This window comes from Ruegeria discodermiae, from assembly GCF_030758345.1.
Classification (GTDB): Bacteria; Pseudomonadota; Alphaproteobacteria; order Rhodobacterales; family Rhodobacteraceae; genus Ruegeria_C.
Genome location: NZ_JAVAMO010000001.1, coordinates 598,088 through 617,145 on the forward strand (window position 1 = coordinate 598,088; position 19,058 = coordinate 617,145).

Here is a 19,058-nt window from a genome sequence, read left to right on the forward strand (position 1 = left end):
CGTCAGCTCCGCTTTTGGCGTTTGCCTTCTTCCTTGCAGATGGCGTCGGCCTCTTGCACGCCCATATTGTTGGGGCGATGGATCGAGCGATCCCAGGCGACCAGATCCTTGGAATAAAGCTGACAGGTGACCATGCCCTTTTCGGACTGAACCTGAACCGGCGTCGTTTCGTAATTCTCCGGCGAGGGCACGCATCCCGACAGGATCAAGGCGGCGGCACTGGCAGATAACAGAACGGTACTCTTTACACTTTTCATTACTTTCTTCCCCCAAAGAAACGTTGGAGGGGTATAAACCTTGTGACCCCTCTGCGGAAGGGGAAGATCACGTGGCCTGCGTCACGTTTGCGGGCGGGATCACTTCTCGGGGATCAATCCGCGCGGGCTGAACCTCAGCACCACCAGAAGAATAATTCCCATTGTTAACAGGCGCATATGGGCAGCTGCGTCGATCAGATGGGTCTTCAAACCGCTGCCATCGGGCAGGCCCGATGTGATCAGTTGCATCAGCCAGAGACCAATCGGCTCTACCTGTATCCAGAGGAACCAGATCAGAAACGCTCCCAGCACGGCGCCGAAATTGTTTCCTGACCCGCCTACGATCACCATGACCCAGATCAGGAAGGTGAAGCGCAGCGGCTGATAGGTGCCGGGTGTCAACTGCCCGTCCAGCGTGGTGATCATTGCCCCCGCGACGCCGCAAATGGCCGATCCCAGCACAAAGATCTGCAGATGGCGGCGGGTTACATCCTTGCCCATCGCCTCGGCCGCAACCTCATTGTCGCGGATCGCGCGCATCATTCGTCCCCAGGGGCTGTGCAGCGCTTTCTGTGCCATCCAGAGCAGGGCCAGCAGCACCACCAGAAACAGGAATGTATAGACCAGCTTAACATAAAGCGTCGAAGCGATTACCGGATCGAGGCCCATTGCAGTGGCGCGGTTCACGAATTCCGGCGTGTTCTGCAAGGTGATCTCATAAGGGGCCGGACGGGGGATGCCGATCACGTTTTTAACCCCGCGTGACAGCCAATCCTCGTTCTTGATCACGGCGATGATGATCTCGGCAATGCCCAGTGTGGCGATCGCCAGATAGTCCGAGCGCAGGCCCAGAGCCGTCTTGCCGATCAGCCAGGCCGCGCCAGCCGCCAGCAACCCGCCAACGGGCCAGGAAAGCAGCGCAAACAGGTCCGCGCGCAGCTCGGTCCGTTCGGCGGCAAAGACGTTCAGCCCGCCGAGATAACCGGTTGCCGCCGGATTGACCGCCTCGATGGCTGCCACTGACGGGTCGAACACCGCGCGAAACAGGAAAAACCCGCCCACAAGCACGACGATCACAGTGAGCGTGCGCGCACGGCCCTTGGGCATCTTGCTCATCACCATCACCGCCGCAAAAACGGTTGCGGCCCCCAGCAGCAAGCCAAGGATGACGCCCAGCCCGCCGCCCGACCAGGCCTCGGGCACCGGCGGCATGGCAACCAGCACAGCCGCCAGACCACCCAGCGCCACAAAGCCCATGACGCCCACATTGAACAGCCCGGCAAAGCCCCATTGCAGGTTCACGCCAATCGCCATGATGGCCGAGATCAGCCCCATGTTCAGAATGAACAGCGCGCTGTTCCAGCTCTGCATGAATCCGGTCAGAAGGATCAGCCCGGCAACGATGGCAAACAGCCCGGTATTCCTGACGCTCTCGCTCATATCGTTTGCCCCTTGAACAGGCCCGTCGGTCGGAAGAGCAGCACGATCAGCAGGATCACGAAGCTGACCGCGAATTTGTAATCGGTGCTTAGCAGCTGCGCGAGGCCCGACGGTTCAAGCGCCTCGGGCATCATGTAGACCAGCACTTTTTTCCAAGCATAGGTGATCAAAACCTCGGAAAACGCGATCAGGAAGCCACCTGCAATGGCGCCCAGCGGGTTGCCCAGACCGCCGACAATGGCCGAGGCGAAAATCGGCAGCAGCAGTTGGAAATAGACAAACGGCCGGAAGCTCTTGTCGAGCCCATAAAGCACCCCCGCCGTGGTCGCCAGCGCGGCCACGATCAGCCACGTATACATGACGACGCGTTCCGGGTTGATGCCCGAGAGCAGCGCCAGATCCTCATTATCGGAATAGGCCCGCATCGATTTGCCGGTGCGGGTGCGGTTCAGGAACCAGAACAGCAGCGCCACGCAGATCACCGCCACAACAACTGTGATGCCTTGGGTGGTCTTGATCGCCAAGCCCTCTTTCAGCCCGGTCATCGCCTTGAACTCGCGCGCCGAGATGATGAAACGTTCGCCATCCACAAAGCGCTGATCGCCGGGGCCGATGATGAAGCGCGTTAACCCGTTGAAGATGAACATCACGCCCATCGAAACAATAACCAATATCACCGGCTTGGCCTTCTGCTCGCGGTAGAAGCGATAGACCAGTCGGTCAGTAACCAGCAGCAGCGCCATGCAGCCGAGAATGGCAAAGGGCAGGGCGAGCAGGGCGGTCGGTAGCGGCCCGAGGCTGATCCCCACGCTCTGCATCCACCATGTGACCAGCACCGCAATCATCGCGCCAAAGGCCATCGTGTCGCCATGGGCAAAATTCGAAAACCGCAGAATGCCATAGATCATCGTCACCCCCAACGCACCCAGCGCAAGCTGGCTGCCATAGGCGATGGCGGGGATCAGGACGAAATTGGAGAGGGCGACGAGGGCGTTGAGAAGGTCCATTAGTCAGTTTCTCCACAACCACCGTACAATACGGTTACCCTTACTGGAAAACCTCGGGATTGTGCCGTGATTGTGAGATCAGTTGCTTCTCGATCCCGAAGCTCTAGTTGAGCACGAGCCAGCTCACCCTCTGTTGTGCTCTTCGCAATGAGTATTTCGTCATTCGAGAGCTCTTGTTCGACAATAAATGCGCCGAACGGCAACTTTGAATCCTTTTGGCGCGAGACACCAAATAGGTTAATCTGGCTTCCAATACTCGAAACTTCCAACAGGAAGCTGCTGTCGCTACATGTCGTTGCTGCGCAAGGTGTGACCATGCAGATAGTATCCACTTCGCACATTCTCATCTCGCAATAGCTCGTTGGGAACGACATAGCAGTTGCTGCGGAAGGGAGTTGGAGAAAGCCCAACATAGCGGCGAAAGTGAGCCCGCGGTTTTCTCTCATGGCTTCATCCCCCCAAAAAACTCTTCCGAACATCCGGATCGGCGAGCAACTCCTTGCCCGTCCCCGTATAGGCATTCCGCCCCTGCACCAGAACATAGCCTTTGTCCGCGATCTCAAGGGCTTGCTTGGCGTTCTGTTCCACCATCAGGATCGGCAAGCCGGTGCGGGCGACCTCGATGATCCGGTCAAAGAGCTCATCCATCACGATGGGAGAGACGCCCGCCGTGGGTTCATCCAGCATCAGCACCTTGGGCTGGGTCATCAGCGCGCGGCCCACGGCGACCTGCTGGCGTTGGCCGCCCGACAATTCGCCCGCCGCCTGATTGCGCTTTTCCTTCAGGATCGGGAACAGGTGATAGACCTGCTCCATCGTGCCCGAGATATCGTCGCGCCGGATGAAGGCCCCCATCTCCAGATTCTCCTCGACCGTCATGGAGGTGAAGATGTTTGAGGTCTGCGGCACAAACCCCATCCCCCTGACCACCCGGTCCTGCGGAGACAGCCCGGTGATATCCTCGCCATCCAGCCGCACATGGCCCGAGCGCACATCCAGCATCCCAAAAACCGCCTTCATCGCGGTTGACTTGCCCGCGCCATTTGGGCCGACAATGACCGCGATCTCACCTGGGTTCACCGCAATCGTGCAGTCATGCAGAATATCCGGCCCCTTGCCATAGCCGCCGGTCATGGTATCCCCGATCAGAAACGGGCTGGACTGTGCATCCGTTGAGGTCGCTGTTTGGTTAGATATCAATGTCTTGGCCTATCGTTTTCGTCCACCGAAAGTTGCGTGCCAAAGCCGTCTTGGTCCTGATCGTGATTGTCGTCATTGGGTTTGATCTTCGAAGCTCAAACGAAGGTTGGCAAGGAAATCGCTGTTCCATTCGCGGTGTTCGTCGGTGTACTCGCTAGCAATGTTCCAAACGACAACCTGCATTGTCAGATTATCTTCGATAAAGATGTTGTTGGCATAGACTATGTTCAGGCCATCTATGCGCGCGCCGTAGACAATTGTTTCGCCGGAAAACTTGCCGATTTCGCTTTCCTCAACAAGCAGCACAGGTATTTGTTCCGGTAAGACACCGCTCGCGTCAGCCAGTGTATCTATCGCGTTTCCGCGCATGAACTCGATATTGTTACCATCCTGAAAACCTATTTCTTCGATGATTAGACCTGCGTGCAGTCTGTTGGTGTGTTGAAAAAGATGTGAAAAATCAAATCTTGCTCCAACCGGTTTCCAGTCAAAGACGCTTCCGCAAAAATCGATATTCTTGTGGATCGCGACGCATTTCTGAGGCCCGTCCGACTTGGAATACTCCCAAGTGCCGTCCCCGAGCAGGTGAACCTTCTTTCCACCTAAAACCGCGGTTCCTACCACTTCTTGAGCACCGGCTTCAGACGGGATGCCCAACGGAGCTAGTGCGGAGAGAAAGATTGCTAAGAGAAGCGTTTTCTTCATGTTCCTGCCTCAAGTTTTTCCTTGTTCTTCAGACCGGTGCCCAGATAGGCCTCGATCACATGCTCGTTGGCTTTGATCTGATCCAGCGTGCCCTCGGCCAGGACCTTGCCTTCGGCCATGCAGATCACCGGGTCACAGAGACGACCGATGAAATCCATGTCATGTTCGATGACGACGAAGGTATAGCCGCGCTCTTTATTCAGCCGGATGATCGCGTCGCCGATGGTGTTGAGTAGGGTGCGGTTCACGCCCGCCCCGACCTCGTCCAGAAACACGATCTTGGCGTCCACCATCATGGTGCGGCCAAGCTCCAGCAGCTTCTTCTGCCCGCCCGAGACCTGGCCTGCCTTGTGATCGGCCAGATGCTCGATGGTCAGGAATTCCAGCACCTCTTCCGCCTTGGCCTTGAGCGCGCGTTCCTCATCCGCGATGCGCTTGCGCCCGAACCAAGTGTTCCAGAGCGACTCTCCGGATTGCCCGCCGGGCACCATCATCAGGTTTTCACGGCAGGACATGGTGGCAAATTCATGCGCGATCTGGAAGGTGCGCAACAGTCCCTTGTGAAACAGCGTATGTGGCGGCAGGCCGGTGATGTCCTCGCCATCCATACTCACGCGGCCCGAAGTGGGTGGAAGAACGCCCGCTATCACGTTGAAAAGCGTAGTTTTTCCAGCACCATTTGGGCCAATCAGCCCGGTGATCGTGCCCTGTGAGATTTCCAGCGTCGCCCCGTCGACGGCGTGGAAGCCACCGAAGTGTTTGTGCACGTCCTCTACGGTGATCATGAAAAATTGCCCCCGCGCCGCTTTGTTGCGGCTTTTGATTTTATTGAAACAGCCCGAGGGGGAACCCCGGGCCGTTCAATTCGTCACAGATCAGAGGATCAGCGGAAGCCAACGGTTTCGTTGCTGCCGTCCTTGACCTCGATTTCGCGATAGGTGCCCGCGCTTTCGCCCGGTCCGATCAACTCAACCGCCGAGCCGCCGACATAGTCGATCTCGCCGCCATCCTTGAGGATCTGCAGGCCCTTGGCCAATTCGCCGGGATAGATCTTTTCACCGGGCGCGTTGGCGACTTCCATGATCTTCGGGCCGTACTCGGCCGGGTCGGTCGAGTTGGCCGCCTGCATGGCAAACATGAACAGTGCCGCCGCATCGTAGCTTTCGGGTGCATAGGGCGAGGTGGCGTCAAAGGCGTCACCGGCCAGCGCTGTCAGACGCTCGATACCTTCACCGCCCGAGCCTGCGATCTGCCCGAACGAGCCGTTCAGGTCAGGTCCCACATTGGCAGGCAGGCTGTCACCGATCATGCCGCCGGGCAGGCCAAACGTGTCAAACGCACCGCTGTCCAGCGAGGACTGGATGATGCCCAGACCGCCTTGATCCAGATAGCCTGCGACCACCAGAATGTCGCCACCGGCCGAGGCCAGCGCGCCCACTTCGGCGGAATAGTCGCCTTTGCCGTCCTCATGGGCGGCCGCGATGGTCACTTCGCCGCCTGCTGCGGTGAAGGCGTTGGTGATCGCATCGGCCAGACCCTTGCCGTAGTCGTTATTGGTATAGGTCAGCGCGATGGAGTTGATGCCGCGATCCTTCAGCACATCAGCCATCACCTCGCCTTCGCGCGCATCCGAGGGGGCGGTACGGAAGAACAGGTCATTGTCCTCGACCGTGGTCAGACCCGGCGAGGTGGCAGAGGGCGAGATCATCACCATCCCATTCGGGATCGCTACGTTTTGCAGGATCGCACCGGTCACGCCGGAACAATCTCCGCCAATAAGCCCATGAATACCATCGGAAATCAGACGTTCCGCGTTCGATGTGGCGAGGCCATTGTCGATGCAGTTGGTGTCGGCGCGCATGGGTACAACGGTGGCGCTGTCCAACAGCAGGCCGCTGTCTGTGACTTCTTGCATGGCAAGCTCTGCACCGGACGCCATGGCAGGGGCCAGCGATTCAATTGGACCCGTGAAACCGATTAATATGCCCAGCTTGACCTCTTTTGCGTGACCATCGGCAAAGGCGGCTCCCGACAGCAAAGCAGTGGCCGCAGTGGCCGTCAGCAGTTTCTTCATGAATTTACTCCCAACTTGGATTTTTTTGTTCTGATCCGACCCTAGGCAAGTGTCATAAAAAAGAAAAGTGCAAAGGAAACCGGCTGGCATTAGGTAAACTTCACTCTGTGAAGGCTCGCCTCGGGGGCCTACCGGCTTAGATATCAGACAGGCATTCTCAGGTGTTCGGGAGGTTTCATGCGTCTGCTCAGTTCAGTTTTAGCGGCCTTTGTTCTTGCCGGGGTGGCGCAGGCCGCCGATCCGCTGCAAACCAGTGCGGGACAGGTCAGGATTGACGAAATGGTAAGCGGTCTGGATGCGCCCTGGGCCATTGCGCATCTGCCTGATGGCGGGTTTCTTGTCACCGAACGCTCTGGCGATCTGATCCATGTGGCGGGCGGCAAAAAGGCCCGCGTGAAAGGCGTGCCCAAAGTGGTGGCGCGCGGGCAGGGCGGTTTGTTGGATATCACCTTGCCGCGGGATTTTGCGCAAAGCCGCGAGGTGTTTCTGACGTTTTCAAAGAAGATGCAGGGCGGGGCTGGTACGGCTCTGGCGGTTGGACGGCTCAGCGCGGATAGCAGCCGGTTGCAGGATGTCCGGGTGATCTTCGAGGCTTCCGAGGGCAGCTCGGGCGGGCGGCATTTTGGCAGCCGTGTGGTTGAGGCGGAGGATGGCACGCTGTTCGTGACCATCGGCGATCGGGGCGACCGCCCCTCGGCGCAGGATGCAAGCAACCACAACGGAACCATCGTGCGGATCAACCGGGACGGAACCGTGCCCGCCGACAACCCCTTTGTCGGGCGGGAAGGCGTGCGTCCGGAAGTCTGGTCTTACGGCCATCGCAATCCCCAGGGCGCCGGGCTGGACCTGCAGGGGCGGCTCTGGACCTCGGAACATGGAGCGCAGGGCGGGGATGAGGTGAACCTGATCCGCAAGGGGGCCAATTACGGTTGGCCGGTCATTTCCTACGGGCGACACTATTCGGGCGCGAAGATCGGTGAGGGCACCGCAAAAGACGGGATGGCGCAGCCAGAGCACTACTGGGATCCTTCCATCGCCCCTTCGGGCTTGATGGTCTATTCCGGCAAACTCTGGCCGGACTGGCGTGGCGATATCTTTGTCGGCTCGCTGAAATTCGACTATATCTCGCGGCTTGCCGGACGTGATATGCGCGAGGTCGAGCAGATCGAAGGCCAGTCAACCAGCCGCGTCCGCGACATTGTCGAGGCACCGGATGGCTCGATCTGGTTCATTTCGGTGGGCGATGGGGCGGTCTACCGGATGACCCCGGGCTGACCTGACTCAACGACCAAAAAGAGGAGGCGGTTGCCTCCTCTTTTTCATGTGCGGTCATCGGGTGTTATGCGCCGAATTGCGGGGGTCAGTGAAACGACGTCGCGTAAGGTGCGTTCTGATAGACGCTCGCATAGGCTTTGTGCTTGATGTCCGGGCGTGCGATGCCGATATCGTCCAACTGCTGATCGCTAAGGTTTTCAAGCTCGCGCACGGTTCTGGTGTAAAGAGCGCGGCGATACTGGTCGAGTTTGTTCTCGGCCCAGGCAGAATAGATCCGCGTGAGGAAACCGGGGCGTGTTGCTGTATTTGCATAGGTCATAACGTCTTCCTCCAAATTTGCTATCGGGGCTTCCGATACAATTTGATGAAAGCATCGCGGATTAAGCGGGCCAGTCCCGAGAGTTAATTCTCGTTAACATTCGGGAAAATGGCAGGGAAATCCCGCAAACGCCTACTAGCCTGGCAAATCTCTGGCACAAGCCCGGCCCTGTCGGCCATGCTTGTGAGGCGCGGCCTAATCCGATGTGCGCCCGGCTTGCGCGCCACGCTCACGGTAAGGCGTGGTGTTGTAATGCGCGCGATAGCATTTTGAAAAATGGCTGGGCGAGGCGAAGCCGCAAGCCAGTGCCACGTTGATCACCGTCATGTCGGTCTGCATCAGCAGATTGCGTGCCTTTTGCAGGCGCAGCTCCATATAATACCGCTTGGGGCTGCGGTTCAGGTAACGGCGGAACAACCGTTCAAGCTGGCGCGTAGACATGCCCACATCCTTTGCCAAGATCGAGGGGCTTATCGGTTCCTCGATATTGCGCTCCATCATCTGGATCACCTGGCTCAGCTTGGGGTGGCGCACGCCGATGCGGGTGGGCACCGACAGGCGCTGGGTGTCCTGATCGGTGCGGATGGTGGAATAGATCATCTGATCGGCCACGGCATTGGCCAGTTCCTCGCCAAAATCATCGGCGATGATCTTCAGCATCAGATCGATGGAGGAAGTACCGCCCGCGGTCGTCATCCGATTGCCATCGATCAGAAAGACGGATTTGGTCAACTCGACCTCGTCGAATTCCTCGGTAAAACTGTCGGAGTTTTCCCAATGGATGGTGGCGCGCTTGCCATCCAGCAAACCCGCCTTGGCCAGCGTAAAGGCCCCGGTGCAAAGCCCGCCGATCTTGATGCCCTTGCGCGCTTCGCGGCGCAACCAGCTGAGCAGGCGCTTGGTGGTGGCCTGCTGCACGTCGACGCCGCCGCAGATCAGCACCGTATCATCGCGCGACAGCTCGCCCAGATCGCCGGCCAGCTTGAAACTGGTGCCAGCCGAGCAATGCGCCAGATCCCCACCTTCGCCAATCAGGCTCCAGCTATAGAGCTCACGACCCGACATGCGATTGGCGATTCTCAGACTGTCCAGGGCAGAGGCAAACGACAGGACGGAGAACTTGTTCAGCAGGACAAAGACATAATGCTTCGGTTTTGTGGATTCGGTGTCCACATCGACAACTTGGCGTTGCTCTTTCATTCCAGGATCTTCCCAAACTGGCGCCTGTTTCGGAGGGTGCCGAACAGGGTGGCGTGCGCAGCACCATGCTCTGACGTAAATTGTCGCGTCAAGGGCTTCAAATCACGTATGGCCTCTGTTTCAGGCTTTTTGTATAGAAGCCTCCTGAACAGTTCTTAGCGGAGACGAAAAGCTATGAGTGAGTGGCAAAAAACCGACTGGCGCAACAAGCCTCGGGTTCAGATGCCCGACTATACCGATCCGGCGGCCCTGGCTGCGGTTGAGGCGCAGCTTGCGAAATATCCTCCGCTGGTCTTTGCGGGCGAGGCGCGGCGGCTGAAACAGCATATCGGCGCGGCTGGCCGGGGCGAGGCGTTCCTGCTGCAGGGGGGCGATTGCGCCGAAAGCTTCGAGCAATTCAGCGCCGATGGGATTCGCGACACGTTCAAGGTGATGCTGCAGATGGCGATGGTGCTGACCTATGGCGCCAAGGTGCCGGTGGTGAAAGTTGGCCGCATGGCCGGCCAGTTCGCCAAGCCGCGCAGTGCGCCGACCGAAACGGTGGATGGCGTGGAACTGCCCAGCTACCGCGGTGACATCATCAACGAGCTGGATTTCACGCCCGAAGCGCGCATTCCTGATCCCAAGAAGATGCTGCAGGCCTACACGCAGGCAGCGGCGACGCTGAACCTGATCCGGGCTTTTTCGACCGGGGGTTACGCGGATGTGCATCAGGTCCATGCTTGGACGCTGGGCTTCACCGAAAGCGAAAAGGCCGAGGCCTATCGCGAGGTGGCCAACCGGATCACCGACACGCTGGACTTCATGAAAGCCGCCGGTGTCACCAATGACGCCGCCCACACGCTGCAATCGGTGGAGTTCTACACCAGCCACGAAGGCCTGCTGCTGGAATATGAAGAGGCGCTGACGCGGCTTGATTCGACCTCCGGCAACTGGCTGGCTGGCTCAGGGCACATGATCTGGATCGGCGACCGCACCCGTCAGCCCGACGGGGCGCATGTGGAATTTGCGCGCGGCGTGCTGAACCCGATCGGTCTGAAATGCGGCCCCACCACGACGCCTGAAGACCTCAAGGTGCTGATGGCCAAGCTGAACCCGGAGAACAAAGAGGGGCGCCTGACCCTGATCGCGCGATTCGGGGCGGGCAAGGTGGGCGAGCATCTGCCGCGTCTGATCAACGCGGTGAAAGAAGAGGGCGCAACCGTGACCTGGGTCTGCGACCCGATGCATGGCAACACGATCAAATCGGCCACTGGTTACAAGACGCGGCCCTTCAACGCGGTTCTGGGTGAGGTACGCGACTTCTTCGCGGTGCATCAGGCCGAGGGCACCATCCCCGGTGGCGTGCATTTCGAGATGACCGGTCAGGATGTGACCGAATGCACCGGCGGCGTACGCGCCGTCACCGAAGAGGATCTGAGCGACCGCTATCACACCGCCTGCGATCCGCGCTTGAATGCCAACCAGTCGCTGGAACTGGCTTTCCTCGTAGCCGAGGAATTGTCCCAGCGTCGCCGCAACGGCAGCAAGCGCGCGGCCAGCTGAGCCAAGCGACTGAGAAAATGGACAAGGCGGGCAATGCGCCCGCCTTTTTCATGTCTCGTCAACCGAAACCAGACGGACCCCGGCGCGTGCGCGCGGGTGCAGCGGCGACGTGGCATCCGGGCGCGGTGCAGGCTCAAAATCCGGGTCGACCGCCCGATGATGTGCGGCCTCGATGCGCAACTGGCCGATATTCCGGTCAGCGTCATCGTCTGACACGACCACCCCCAGCGCCCGGTCAATTCTGCCACATTCACTGCGCAGGGGCAGCAGGATCATCCGCGCCCCGGGCGTCTTGCGCCCAAAACGGCGCTGGCCGTTGAGTGTCAGTTCCACAATGGCGGGACCATCGAAAAGGCGGCTCAGATGGTCACTCACCGCCTGCCGGTCGGACCCTGCAAAAAGCGCAGTCAGCGGGATGCCCGACACTTCCATTTCCATCAGCTGCGTGAGGTGCTGCCCGGCCAGCCGGAAGCGGGCCACACCCGGGGCCACACGTTCCAGAATGAAGGCATATTGCAGCAGGTTGGACAGCCCGCGCGGATCGATCGCCGCCCGCTTGGGGACCCCATCCCCTTCGCGCAGCGCCGCCCAATAGGCCTCGGCCTGACGCAGCGGCGACAGGCTGGAGCGGGGCCGGAAACTGTCGAGCGCGAAAATTTTTGCGCCCTTGTCCGAGATCTTGTCCGGTCCGGCCAGCGGTTTCATCGATATGCTCCTCTTGCGGTCTCATGTCCGGCTTCATGTGGGGATGGATCACCCCGCGAAACCTCTGCTGTCTCTTATACTGACATGATTTGCTTCAATTTTGGATCAATTCTTTAACGACTGGTTAACGAAGCTGCTTTGCGCGACGGGGAATTCTAACGCTCAACGCCCCCTGTCATGGGCTGTCTTTCCTCGCTGGGGCTTATACAGAAGGGGCAAAATCGGGACGCGCAGTGCGTTGCATGTCGCTTGCGGATCCGGCTTTCATTGTCTCCAAGGGTAGGGGGCTTGCCCGGCTCCGTCATCAGAGCAAATTCGGCGATAAATCGTCTCCCGACAGGCCTCAACCTCGCATCTTCATAGATCATCCGATTGCCAACCTGTTCAGGTATCCTGCGGTGTATCCATAGCATTTCGGCTAGCCAGAACTCCGAGAAGACTTCTGTTGAGCGCTTCGGAACCTGCGCCATCTCGCGAACGCGGACCTTCGCACGCTGTCAGCAATTAATCCTGAGGCTTTCTTCTGGGCTTAGTTGTGAATATACGGCGCCCATGCCATGATCCTTCCGTTAGATAACCCTTTGGTTTCTAACAGGACCCGCACTTGAAAGTAGCGCGTATCACCATGAGTGATAATATGTATAATTGGTATTATGGTAAATGAACTGAGCATGATATGAACATCAAAGATCGAGTGATCGTCGTTACCGGTGCTGCTGGTGGGATTGGACGTGCGCTGGCAAAGGCATTTGCCGAGCACGGCGCAGCGAAAGTTGTCTGCACGGATTTGCAGGCGCAGGACGTTGAAGACGTCGCGCGTGATGTTGATGGCATCGCATTTGCTGCTGACCTGCGCAACGAGGCCGAGGTCGCGCGACTGGTCGAGGAAACCGAAGACCAGACCGGCGGAATTGATATCTTCTGTTCCAATGCGGGTATCCTGACACTGGGCGGTGTCGAAGTCAGCGATGCGGATTGGCAAAAGACATGGGAAATCAACGTGATGTCGCATGTCTGGGCTGCGCGTCACGTGGTCCCGCGCATGATCGAACGCGGTGGTGGTTACCTTCTGAACACGGCGTCGGCGGCTGGCTTGTTGAACCAGATTGGTGCTGCGCCCTACGGGGTGACCAAACATGCTGCGATTGGATTGGCAGAGTGGTTGCATATCGAGTATCACGATCAGGGCATCGGCGTTTCGGTCCTGTGTCCGCAGGCCGTACAGACCGATATGATCCAGGGGAATGAAGCGTCAATCGCCAGTCTGGATGGCATAATATCTCCAGAAACTGTTGCGAAATCCTGCATGGAAGCCATTGAAAAGGAAGAATTTCTTGTGCTTCCGCACCCGCAGGTTCGGGATTATGTCGCCCTCAAAGGCGCCAATTATGAACGATGGCTTGGCGGCATGCGCAAGCTGAAGCGGCAATTCGGCCTCTAACGGTCCAGCGCCTCCAGTCCATGTTGCGCGAAGAGTGGAACGTAAAGTCCTAATTTTGCGGCATGTTCCGGGTTCGATGCATTGCCGTCCTGCGCCCTTTTTGCGACACCTTGCAGGATTCCAGCCATACGGAAAAACGTGAATGACAGGTAAAAGCCGAACCGATCGATCCCCGGCAAGCCGCGCCTCTCGCAATAGCGCGCCACGAATGCGGCATCCGTGGGCAGACCAAGGGCCGCGCGATCGATGCCCGCCAATCCCCGCCCTTCCCGGCCCGGCGGCATCTGCCATTGCATGATGACGGCAGCCAGATCGGCATAAGGATGACCGATGGTGGACAACTCCCAATCTAGGACCGCCAGACATGCGCTGCCCTCTGGTGCGTAGATCAGATTGTCGATCCGGTAGTCCCCATGCACCAGCGTCCGTTGGCAGTCATCAGGTGGCATCGCCTTGGGCAATGCCGCGATCAAGGCGTTCATGCCCGGAATGTCATGGGTTTCCGAGGCGCGGTATTGCTTGGTCCAACGGGCGATCTGACGTTCGAAGTAATTCCCCTCGGGGCCATAATCCGACAGCCCTGCCCGCTCGATATCGACACCGTGCAACGCCGCGAGTACGCGGTTCATCTCGTCAAGGATCGCGGCGCGCGCCTCGGGCGTTTCCTTCGGCATGGTCGGATCGGAAAATATGCGCCCCTCGATATGTTCCATGACGTAGAAATCCGAGCCGATCACCGCATCATTCTGACATAGAACATGCATCGCCGCGACCGGAACATCACTGCCTTGCAGCGCCCTCTGAACCCGGAATTCACGGTCGACCGCATGGGCCGATTTCAGCAGCGCGCCCGGCGGCTTGCGACGCAGAACATATTTCTTTTCAGGTGTTTGCAGCAGGAAGGTCGGGTTGGATTGCCCGGTTTCGAACTTCTGAGCCGTCAGCGGCCCTGCGTAACTGGGCAGCCGCTCGGACAGATAGGCATCAACGGCCTGCAGATCAATGGATTGTGCCTCGTTGGTCATGGGCTCATCTTTCGCGTTTGTTCAGCGTCGCAAGGTTGGCTCATTCGAATGCGGCGGCAAAGATGTTCTGCCCGGACATCACGTTGATGCCGCCGGAGACCGGAATGATCGCCCCTGTCACATAACCGCCACCGGGGCCGCACAGGAACTGCATCGCGGCGGCGATATCCTCATCGCGGCCAACGCGGCCCAGTGGAACCGATTTGCCGACCTTATCGCGGGTCTTGGGGTCTGCTGTTGCAAACGCGGTCATGCGCGAGACAAACGGCCCCGGTGCAAGCGCATTTGCGGTGATATGCTCATGGGCCAACTCCTTGGCCAGGATCCGCGTCATGTGGATGATGGCGGATTTCGACGCCGCATAGCTATAAGCCCCGTCACCCATCGGAACCTCGCCCATGACCGAGCCGACATTCACGATCCGTGCCGGGTCCTCGGGACTTGCCGCGGCGCGCAACAGGGGCAGCAACTGGCGGGTCAGTTCGAACGGCCCGGCAACATTGACGGCCATGACGCTTTGCCAGGCGTCATACGGGAACTCTTCCAGCGGGGCTCCCCAACTTGTCCCAGAATTATTCATAATAATATCAATCCTGTCCGTTCGACTCTTAATCTCTTCCGCAAGGGCCGAAAGACCGTCGGCCGAGCCGACATCACCGCCAAATCCCTCTACGCTGCCCTCGGCCCCGATCGCGTTCAACTCATCGGCCACAGCCCGGCAGGCGTCGGCCTTGCGCGACGCGATAAGGACCCGCGCGCCAGCCTCGATCAAGCCTTGGGCGGCCATGCGACCGATACCGGTAGCCCCTCCGGTCACAAGGGCGGTCTTGCCATGCAGCGAGAACAGGGTCTTTGGGCTCAGATCGGTCATCGGGATTCCTGCGATACTCGGGTCGGTGTCAATGAACCATTGCATCGGGGGGCACGATAAACAACATTTGCCTGAACGACTTTGCGTCACCCCGCAGAGCCAGACGAAATCACAAGAGCGAGACCCCGATGAAAGCCATGCTGAGCACCGAGCCGGGCGGCCCGGAAACACTGGAACTGACTGACCTGCCCGATCCCGAACCGGGCAAGGGACAGGTGCTGGTGCGCGTGCAGGCGGCGGGCGTCAACTACCCTGACACGCTGATCATACGCGATCTCTATCAGATGAAGCCGCGCCGCCCCTTCGCTCCCGGCGGCGAGATCGCTGGCGAGGTTCTGAGTTGCGGCGAGGGCGTTTCCAACGTCAAACCGGGCGACCGGGTGCTGGCGTTGACTGGCTATGGCGGGTTTGCCACCCATGCGGTTATCACCGCCCTAGCGCTGGTTCCGCTGCCAAAGGCGATGCCCTATGACGTGGCGGCGGCGTTCATCTTCACCTATGGCACCTCTTACCATGCCTTGCATGATCGAGCGGCGATCAAGCCGGGTGAAACGCTGCTGATCCTTGGCGCGGCGGGCGGCGTCGGCTCTGCTGCGATTGAGTTGGGCAAAGCTGCGGGTGCGCGTGTGATTGCCGCGGTCTCGTCTCAGGAGAAAGCCGAGTTCTGCACCTCTCTCGGCGCGGATGAGACCCTAATCTATGCCAAACACATGGATCGCGACGCTCAGAAAGCGCTGTCAAATGAGATCAAATCGCTGACCGGCCATAGCGGCGCGGATGTGGTCTATGACGCCGTGGGCGGAGATTATGCCGAACCGGCGCTACGGGCCATGGCGTGGCAGGGGCGCTATCTGGTTGTGGGGTTCCCGGCTGGAATTCCCAGCCTGCCGTTGAACCTGCCGCTGCTGAAGGGGGGCCAGATCGTCGGCGTGTTTTGGGGGGATGCGGTGCGGCGTGACCCGCAAGGGCATGCCGCCAATATGAAGGCGCTGTTTACCCTCTATGCCGAGGGTGCGATCGCCCCACCGATCAGCGCCCGCTTTCCCCTGCCCGATGTGGCAGACGCACTGAACCTTATGCAGGACCGCAAGGTGATGGGCAAAGTTGTGATCCTCACGGACGAACCGGAATGATCCCGCCAAGCGTGCTCAAAAAATAAGCAAAAGGCTCATTTGCCCGGTGCAAGTCGCCCGCAAAGCGGGCGCATTGTTGCTTGCTGCGACATTCTGACACCGCTGGCGCAATCAACTTTCGGCGTGTTCATGCCCTGAATGAGGTTTCTCGGATTTAGGAGCGCACACGCATTGGCTGCGGTATATCTGCAGCTAACGTGATTTATCCAATGAAAATAAGGAAATTTCAGCCCTAAGTTGATTTTGACATCTCGTTTTTGCGCCTGCCGGACGAACCGACCGACCTTCGGGCGCCTGCGCGTGCCGTCTCTGGACAAGCAGGGCGCAACGCGCTTATTGGTTTTATGAATGGGGACATTTGATATGGCGAATATTCTGGTTCTGAATGGTCCGAACCTCAATCTTCTGGGCACGAGGCAGCCCGAGGTTTATGGCTCAACCACTCTCGCGATGGTTGAGGACGCCTGCACGCGTCACGGCGCGGGGATCGGGGTGAGCGTCACCTGCGCTCAGAGCAATCACGAAGGCGCTCTGATCGACCTGATCCACGAGGCGCGCGGCACGCAGGACGGGATCGTTCTCAATGCCGGGGCCTATACCCATACGTCGATTGCACTGATGGATGCGATCGCCTCGGTCGAGTTGCCGGTTGTCGAGGTGCACCTGTCCAACATCCATGCGCGCGAGGCGTTCCGCCACAGCTCCTATATCGCAAAGGTCGCGATCGGCCAGATCAGCGGTTTCGGGGCTGACAGCTATATTCTGGCGCTGGATGCGCTGGCCGCGCATATCCGTGGGGGACGGCCGGAATGAAGCTGATCGAATATCTTGAGTTCATCAGTTACACGAAGACACTCGAAGAACTCTGGGCCGGCCATTCAGCCCAGATGGCCAATTATGGTTTTGACCGGCTGCTATATGGCTATACCCAATACCGCACGGCCACATCGCTGGGTGATCCCGAAGATTTCGTCATTCTGACCAACCATGATCAGGATTATATCGACGGGTTTCTGCATTCGGGTCTCTATTTTCACGCACCGATGCTGCATTGGGCGCTTGAGAACGAAGGTGCGGGCAGCTGGCGCATGATCGAAGAGTTGATGAACGGGCGCGGCGTGTCCAAGAACGCCCGCAAGGTCCATGAATTCAATGCCAGTAAGGGTGTAACGGTCGGGTATACGATTAGTTTCAACTCGGTCTCGATGCGGTCCAAAGGCGCGATATCACTGTGCGCCCAATCCGATTTGTCGCAGGACGAGGTTGATGCGCTTTGGGCCGAAAAGGGCCGCGAAGTGCTGTTGATGAACAACATCGCGCATCTCAAGATCCTCACCCTGCCCTACACCGCCCCCAACCGCGCGCTGACCAAACGGCAGCGCGAGGCACTGGAATGGGTTGGCGATGGCAAGACCATTCAGGATATCGCCGTTCTGATGGGGCTGACATCGGCAACGGTCGAAAAACACCTGCGCCTTGCGCGGGAATCCCTGGCCGTGGAAACCACGGCCCAGGCGGTTCTGAAAGCCGCGTTACACAACCAGATGTTTGTGGTCGAAGCATAGGATTTGGGCGATATTTCTTTACCCGCGTCAAGTTTACGTAAGGTAAGGAATCCATTACTTTCGTAATGACACATATTTTAGCAATATGTTTACGTTCCGTGAGTGGTGGCTTTAGCCAAGGGACATTGGGATATGATCCCTGTGATTTCAGGGCTCTCTAACCTGTCCGGAGTCGGGTGTGTATAGTCCGCATCCGCTTCGGAGCTTATGAGGGGCTCCGTCCATCCCCATTGAACTGGGGCCCCTCTTCCAAATACCCTTGAAAATACGTGCCGAAAGCAACCGTGCGGGCTGCATATGAAGGCATCCTGCGCGGCGCAAAAAAACCGGCCACCCTGGGAGGCCGGTTTTAGGGCTTTGGAGAGGATCAGGCTACCCGATCCTCAGATCCTCACGGAGGCTGCTTCAGCCCTGAGCGGCCTTGGCCACCTCGGCTGCGAAGTCTTCTTTTTCAACTTCGATGCCTTCGCCGACTTCCAGACGCACGAAACCGGTGATGGTTGCGCCCGCTTCTTTGGCGGCGGCTTCGACGGTCAGGTCGGGGTTCACAACAAAGGCCTGGTTCAGCAGGGTCGATTCAGCGACGAATTTCTTCATCCGACCGATGATCATCTTTTCGATCACCTGCTCCGGCTTGCCGGATTCGCGGGCGATGTCCATCTGAACCTGCTTTTCCTTCTCGACAACTGCCGGGTCCATATCGGCCTCGGACAGCGCTGCCGGGTTGGCGGCGGCAATGTGCATTGCAACCTGCTTGCCGATGGCAGCGTCGCCACCGTTCAGCGCGACCAGAACACCAATCTTGCCCATACCGCCGGTTGCCGCGTTGTGCACGTAGCTTACAACGGTGTCGCCTTCCAGCTTGGCCATGCGGCGCACGGACATGTTCTCGCCGATGGTGGCGATCTTGTCGGTCAGCGTGTCGGCCACGGTCTTGCCACCCAGGTCCGCCGCTTTCAGCGCGTCGACATCGTCAACACCCAGCGCCGCAAAGGCGATCTTGCCGACCATTTCCTGGAACTCGGCATTCTTGCCGACAAAGTCGGTCTCCGAGTTCACTTCGACCGCAACACCGGTGCCACCGTCAACAACAACGGCCACCAGACCTTCGGCAGCGGTACGGCCCGATTTCTTTGCAGCTTTCGCCAGACCCTTGGTACGCAGCCAGTCGACGGCCTCATCCATGTTGCCTTCAGTCTCGGTCAGCGCCTTCTTGGCGTCCATCATGCCTGCGCCCGTGCTGTCGCGCAGTTCTTTCACCATTGCTGCTGTGATTGCCATCTCTTGGCTCTCCTC

General features: G+C 58.9%; 19 protein-coding genes. 6 read left to right on the forward strand and 13 right to left on the reverse strand.

Annotation, left to right across the window (positions count from 1 at the left end; genetic code table 11):
* Window positions 1–2: 2 nt before the first annotated feature.
* The 7 genes from Q5Y75_RS02970 to Q5Y75_RS03000 all read right to left on the reverse strand — a co-directional run bounded on the left by Q5Y75_RS02970 (window position 3) and on the right by Q5Y75_RS03000 (window position 6,683).
* Window positions 3–257: a hypothetical protein gene (locus Q5Y75_RS02970; RefSeq protein ID WP_306194179.1), complete on the reverse strand. Its 255-nt coding sequence runs from the start codon at window positions 255–257 to the stop codon at window positions 3–5.
* Window positions 258–356: 99 nt separating this feature from the next.
* Window positions 357–1,697, reverse strand: coding sequence for a branched-chain amino acid ABC transporter permease (locus Q5Y75_RS02975; protein ID WP_306194180.1), 1,341 nt, complete (start codon window positions 1,695–1,697; stop codon window positions 357–359).
* The gene (locus Q5Y75_RS02980) at window positions 1,694–2,704 is read right to left on the reverse strand and encodes a branched-chain amino acid ABC transporter permease (RefSeq protein WP_306194182.1); all 1,011 of its coding nucleotides are present in this window, start codon (window positions 2,702–2,704) and stop codon (window positions 1,694–1,696) included. Before Q5Y75_RS02980 ends, Q5Y75_RS02975 begins: the two co-directional genes overlap by 4 nt.
* A gap of 450 nt (window positions 2,705–3,154) precedes the next feature.
* On the reverse strand, window positions 3,155–3,838 hold the full coding sequence (locus Q5Y75_RS02985; RefSeq protein ID WP_306195679.1) for an ABC transporter ATP-binding protein: 684 nt from the start codon (window positions 3,836–3,838) through the stop codon (window positions 3,155–3,157).
* 138 nt (window positions 3,839–3,976) lie between these two features.
* The gene (locus Q5Y75_RS02990; protein WP_306194185.1) at window positions 3,977–4,609 is read right to left on the reverse strand and encodes a hypothetical protein; all 633 of its coding nucleotides are present in this window, start codon (window positions 4,607–4,609) and stop codon (window positions 3,977–3,979) included.
* Entirely contained in the window at window positions 4,606–5,394 is a 789-nt protein-coding gene (locus tag Q5Y75_RS02995) for an ABC transporter ATP-binding protein (RefSeq protein ID WP_306194186.1), read from the reverse strand. The genes Q5Y75_RS02990 and Q5Y75_RS02995 overlap by 4 nt, the downstream gene beginning before the upstream one ends.
* A gap of 98 nt (window positions 5,395–5,492) precedes the next feature.
* The gene (locus Q5Y75_RS03000) at window positions 5,493–6,683 is read right to left on the reverse strand and encodes an ABC transporter substrate-binding protein (RefSeq protein ID WP_306194188.1); all 1,191 of its coding nucleotides are present in this window, start codon (window positions 6,681–6,683) and stop codon (window positions 5,493–5,495) included.
* A gap of 177 nt (window positions 6,684–6,860) precedes the next feature.
* Between Q5Y75_RS03000 and Q5Y75_RS03005 the strand changes: the two genes are divergently transcribed.
* Window positions 6,861–7,958: a PQQ-dependent sugar dehydrogenase gene (locus tag Q5Y75_RS03005; protein WP_306194191.1), complete on the forward strand. Its 1,098-nt coding sequence runs from the start codon at window positions 6,861–6,863 to the stop codon at window positions 7,956–7,958.
* A gap of 85 nt (window positions 7,959–8,043) precedes the next feature.
* Here the strand turns inward: Q5Y75_RS03005 and Q5Y75_RS03010 are convergent, their stop codons facing one another.
* Window positions 8,044–8,277 carry a DUF1127 domain-containing protein gene (locus Q5Y75_RS03010; protein WP_306194195.1) on the reverse strand — a complete coding sequence of 78 codons (234 nt, stop codon included), beginning with the start codon at window positions 8,275–8,277 and terminating at the stop codon, window positions 8,044–8,046.
* Window positions 8,278–8,472: 195 nt separating this feature from the next.
* Window positions 8,473–9,477: a GlxA family transcriptional regulator gene (locus Q5Y75_RS03015; protein ID WP_306194197.1), complete on the reverse strand. Its 1,005-nt coding sequence runs from the start codon at window positions 9,475–9,477 to the stop codon at window positions 8,473–8,475.
* A gap of 174 nt (window positions 9,478–9,651) precedes the next feature.
* Between Q5Y75_RS03015 and Q5Y75_RS03020 the strand changes: the two genes are divergently transcribed.
* Window positions 9,652–11,022: a class II 3-deoxy-7-phosphoheptulonate synthase gene (locus Q5Y75_RS03020; protein WP_306194199.1), complete on the forward strand. Its 1,371-nt coding sequence runs from the start codon at window positions 9,652–9,654 to the stop codon at window positions 11,020–11,022.
* 48 nt (window positions 11,023–11,070) lie between these two features.
* On the opposite strand, the gene Q5Y75_RS03025 is transcribed toward Q5Y75_RS03020, so the two are convergent.
* The gene (locus Q5Y75_RS03025; RefSeq protein WP_306194202.1) at window positions 11,071–11,727 is read right to left on the reverse strand and encodes a PAS domain-containing protein; all 657 of its coding nucleotides are present in this window, start codon (window positions 11,725–11,727) and stop codon (window positions 11,071–11,073) included.
* Between the two features lie 676 nt (window positions 11,728–12,403).
* Here Q5Y75_RS03025 and Q5Y75_RS03030 point away from each other — a divergent pair.
* Window positions 12,404–13,168 (forward strand): SDR family NAD(P)-dependent oxidoreductase, encoded by a 765-nt coding sequence (locus Q5Y75_RS03030; protein WP_306194204.1) that lies wholly within the window; start codon window positions 12,404–12,406, stop codon window positions 13,166–13,168.
* Here the strand turns inward: Q5Y75_RS03030 and Q5Y75_RS03035 are convergent.
* Both Q5Y75_RS03035 and Q5Y75_RS03040 read right to left on the reverse strand, forming a co-directional pair.
* On the reverse strand, window positions 13,165–14,193 hold the full coding sequence (locus Q5Y75_RS03035) for a phosphotransferase family protein (protein ID WP_306194205.1): 1,029 nt from the start codon (window positions 14,191–14,193) through the stop codon (window positions 13,165–13,167). The genes Q5Y75_RS03030 and Q5Y75_RS03035 overlap by 4 nt on opposite strands.
* Window positions 14,194–14,233: 40 nt before the next feature.
* A complete protein-coding gene (locus Q5Y75_RS03040; RefSeq protein ID WP_306195682.1) occupies window positions 14,234–15,055 on the reverse strand; it encodes an SDR family oxidoreductase in 822 nt (273 codons plus the stop codon).
* A gap of 137 nt (window positions 15,056–15,192) precedes the next feature.
* Between Q5Y75_RS03040 and Q5Y75_RS03045 the strand changes: the two genes are divergently transcribed.
* From Q5Y75_RS03045 to Q5Y75_RS03055, 3 genes are all read left to right on the forward strand, one after another.
* The gene (locus Q5Y75_RS03045; RefSeq protein ID WP_306194207.1) at window positions 15,193–16,197 is read left to right on the forward strand and encodes an NADPH:quinone oxidoreductase family protein; all 1,005 of its coding nucleotides are present in this window, start codon (window positions 15,193–15,195) and stop codon (window positions 16,195–16,197) included.
* Between the two features lie 363 nt (window positions 16,198–16,560).
* Window positions 16,561–17,010, forward strand: a complete 450-nt coding sequence (aroQ, locus tag Q5Y75_RS03050; protein WP_306194209.1) for a type II 3-dehydroquinate dehydratase — start codon at window positions 16,561–16,563, stop codon at window positions 17,008–17,010.
* Window positions 17,007–17,762, forward strand: coding sequence for a LuxR family transcriptional regulator (locus Q5Y75_RS03055; RefSeq protein ID WP_306194211.1), 756 nt, complete (start codon window positions 17,007–17,009; stop codon window positions 17,760–17,762). The genes aroQ and Q5Y75_RS03055 overlap by 4 nt, the downstream gene beginning before the upstream one ends.
* 405 nt (window positions 17,763–18,167) lie before the next feature.
* Here Q5Y75_RS03055 and tsf read toward each other — a convergent pair whose 3' ends face one another.
* A complete protein-coding gene (gene tsf, locus Q5Y75_RS03060; protein ID WP_306194213.1) occupies window positions 18,168–19,043 on the reverse strand; it encodes a translation elongation factor Ts in 876 nt (291 codons plus the stop codon).
* Window positions 19,044–19,058: the final 15 nt, after the last annotated feature.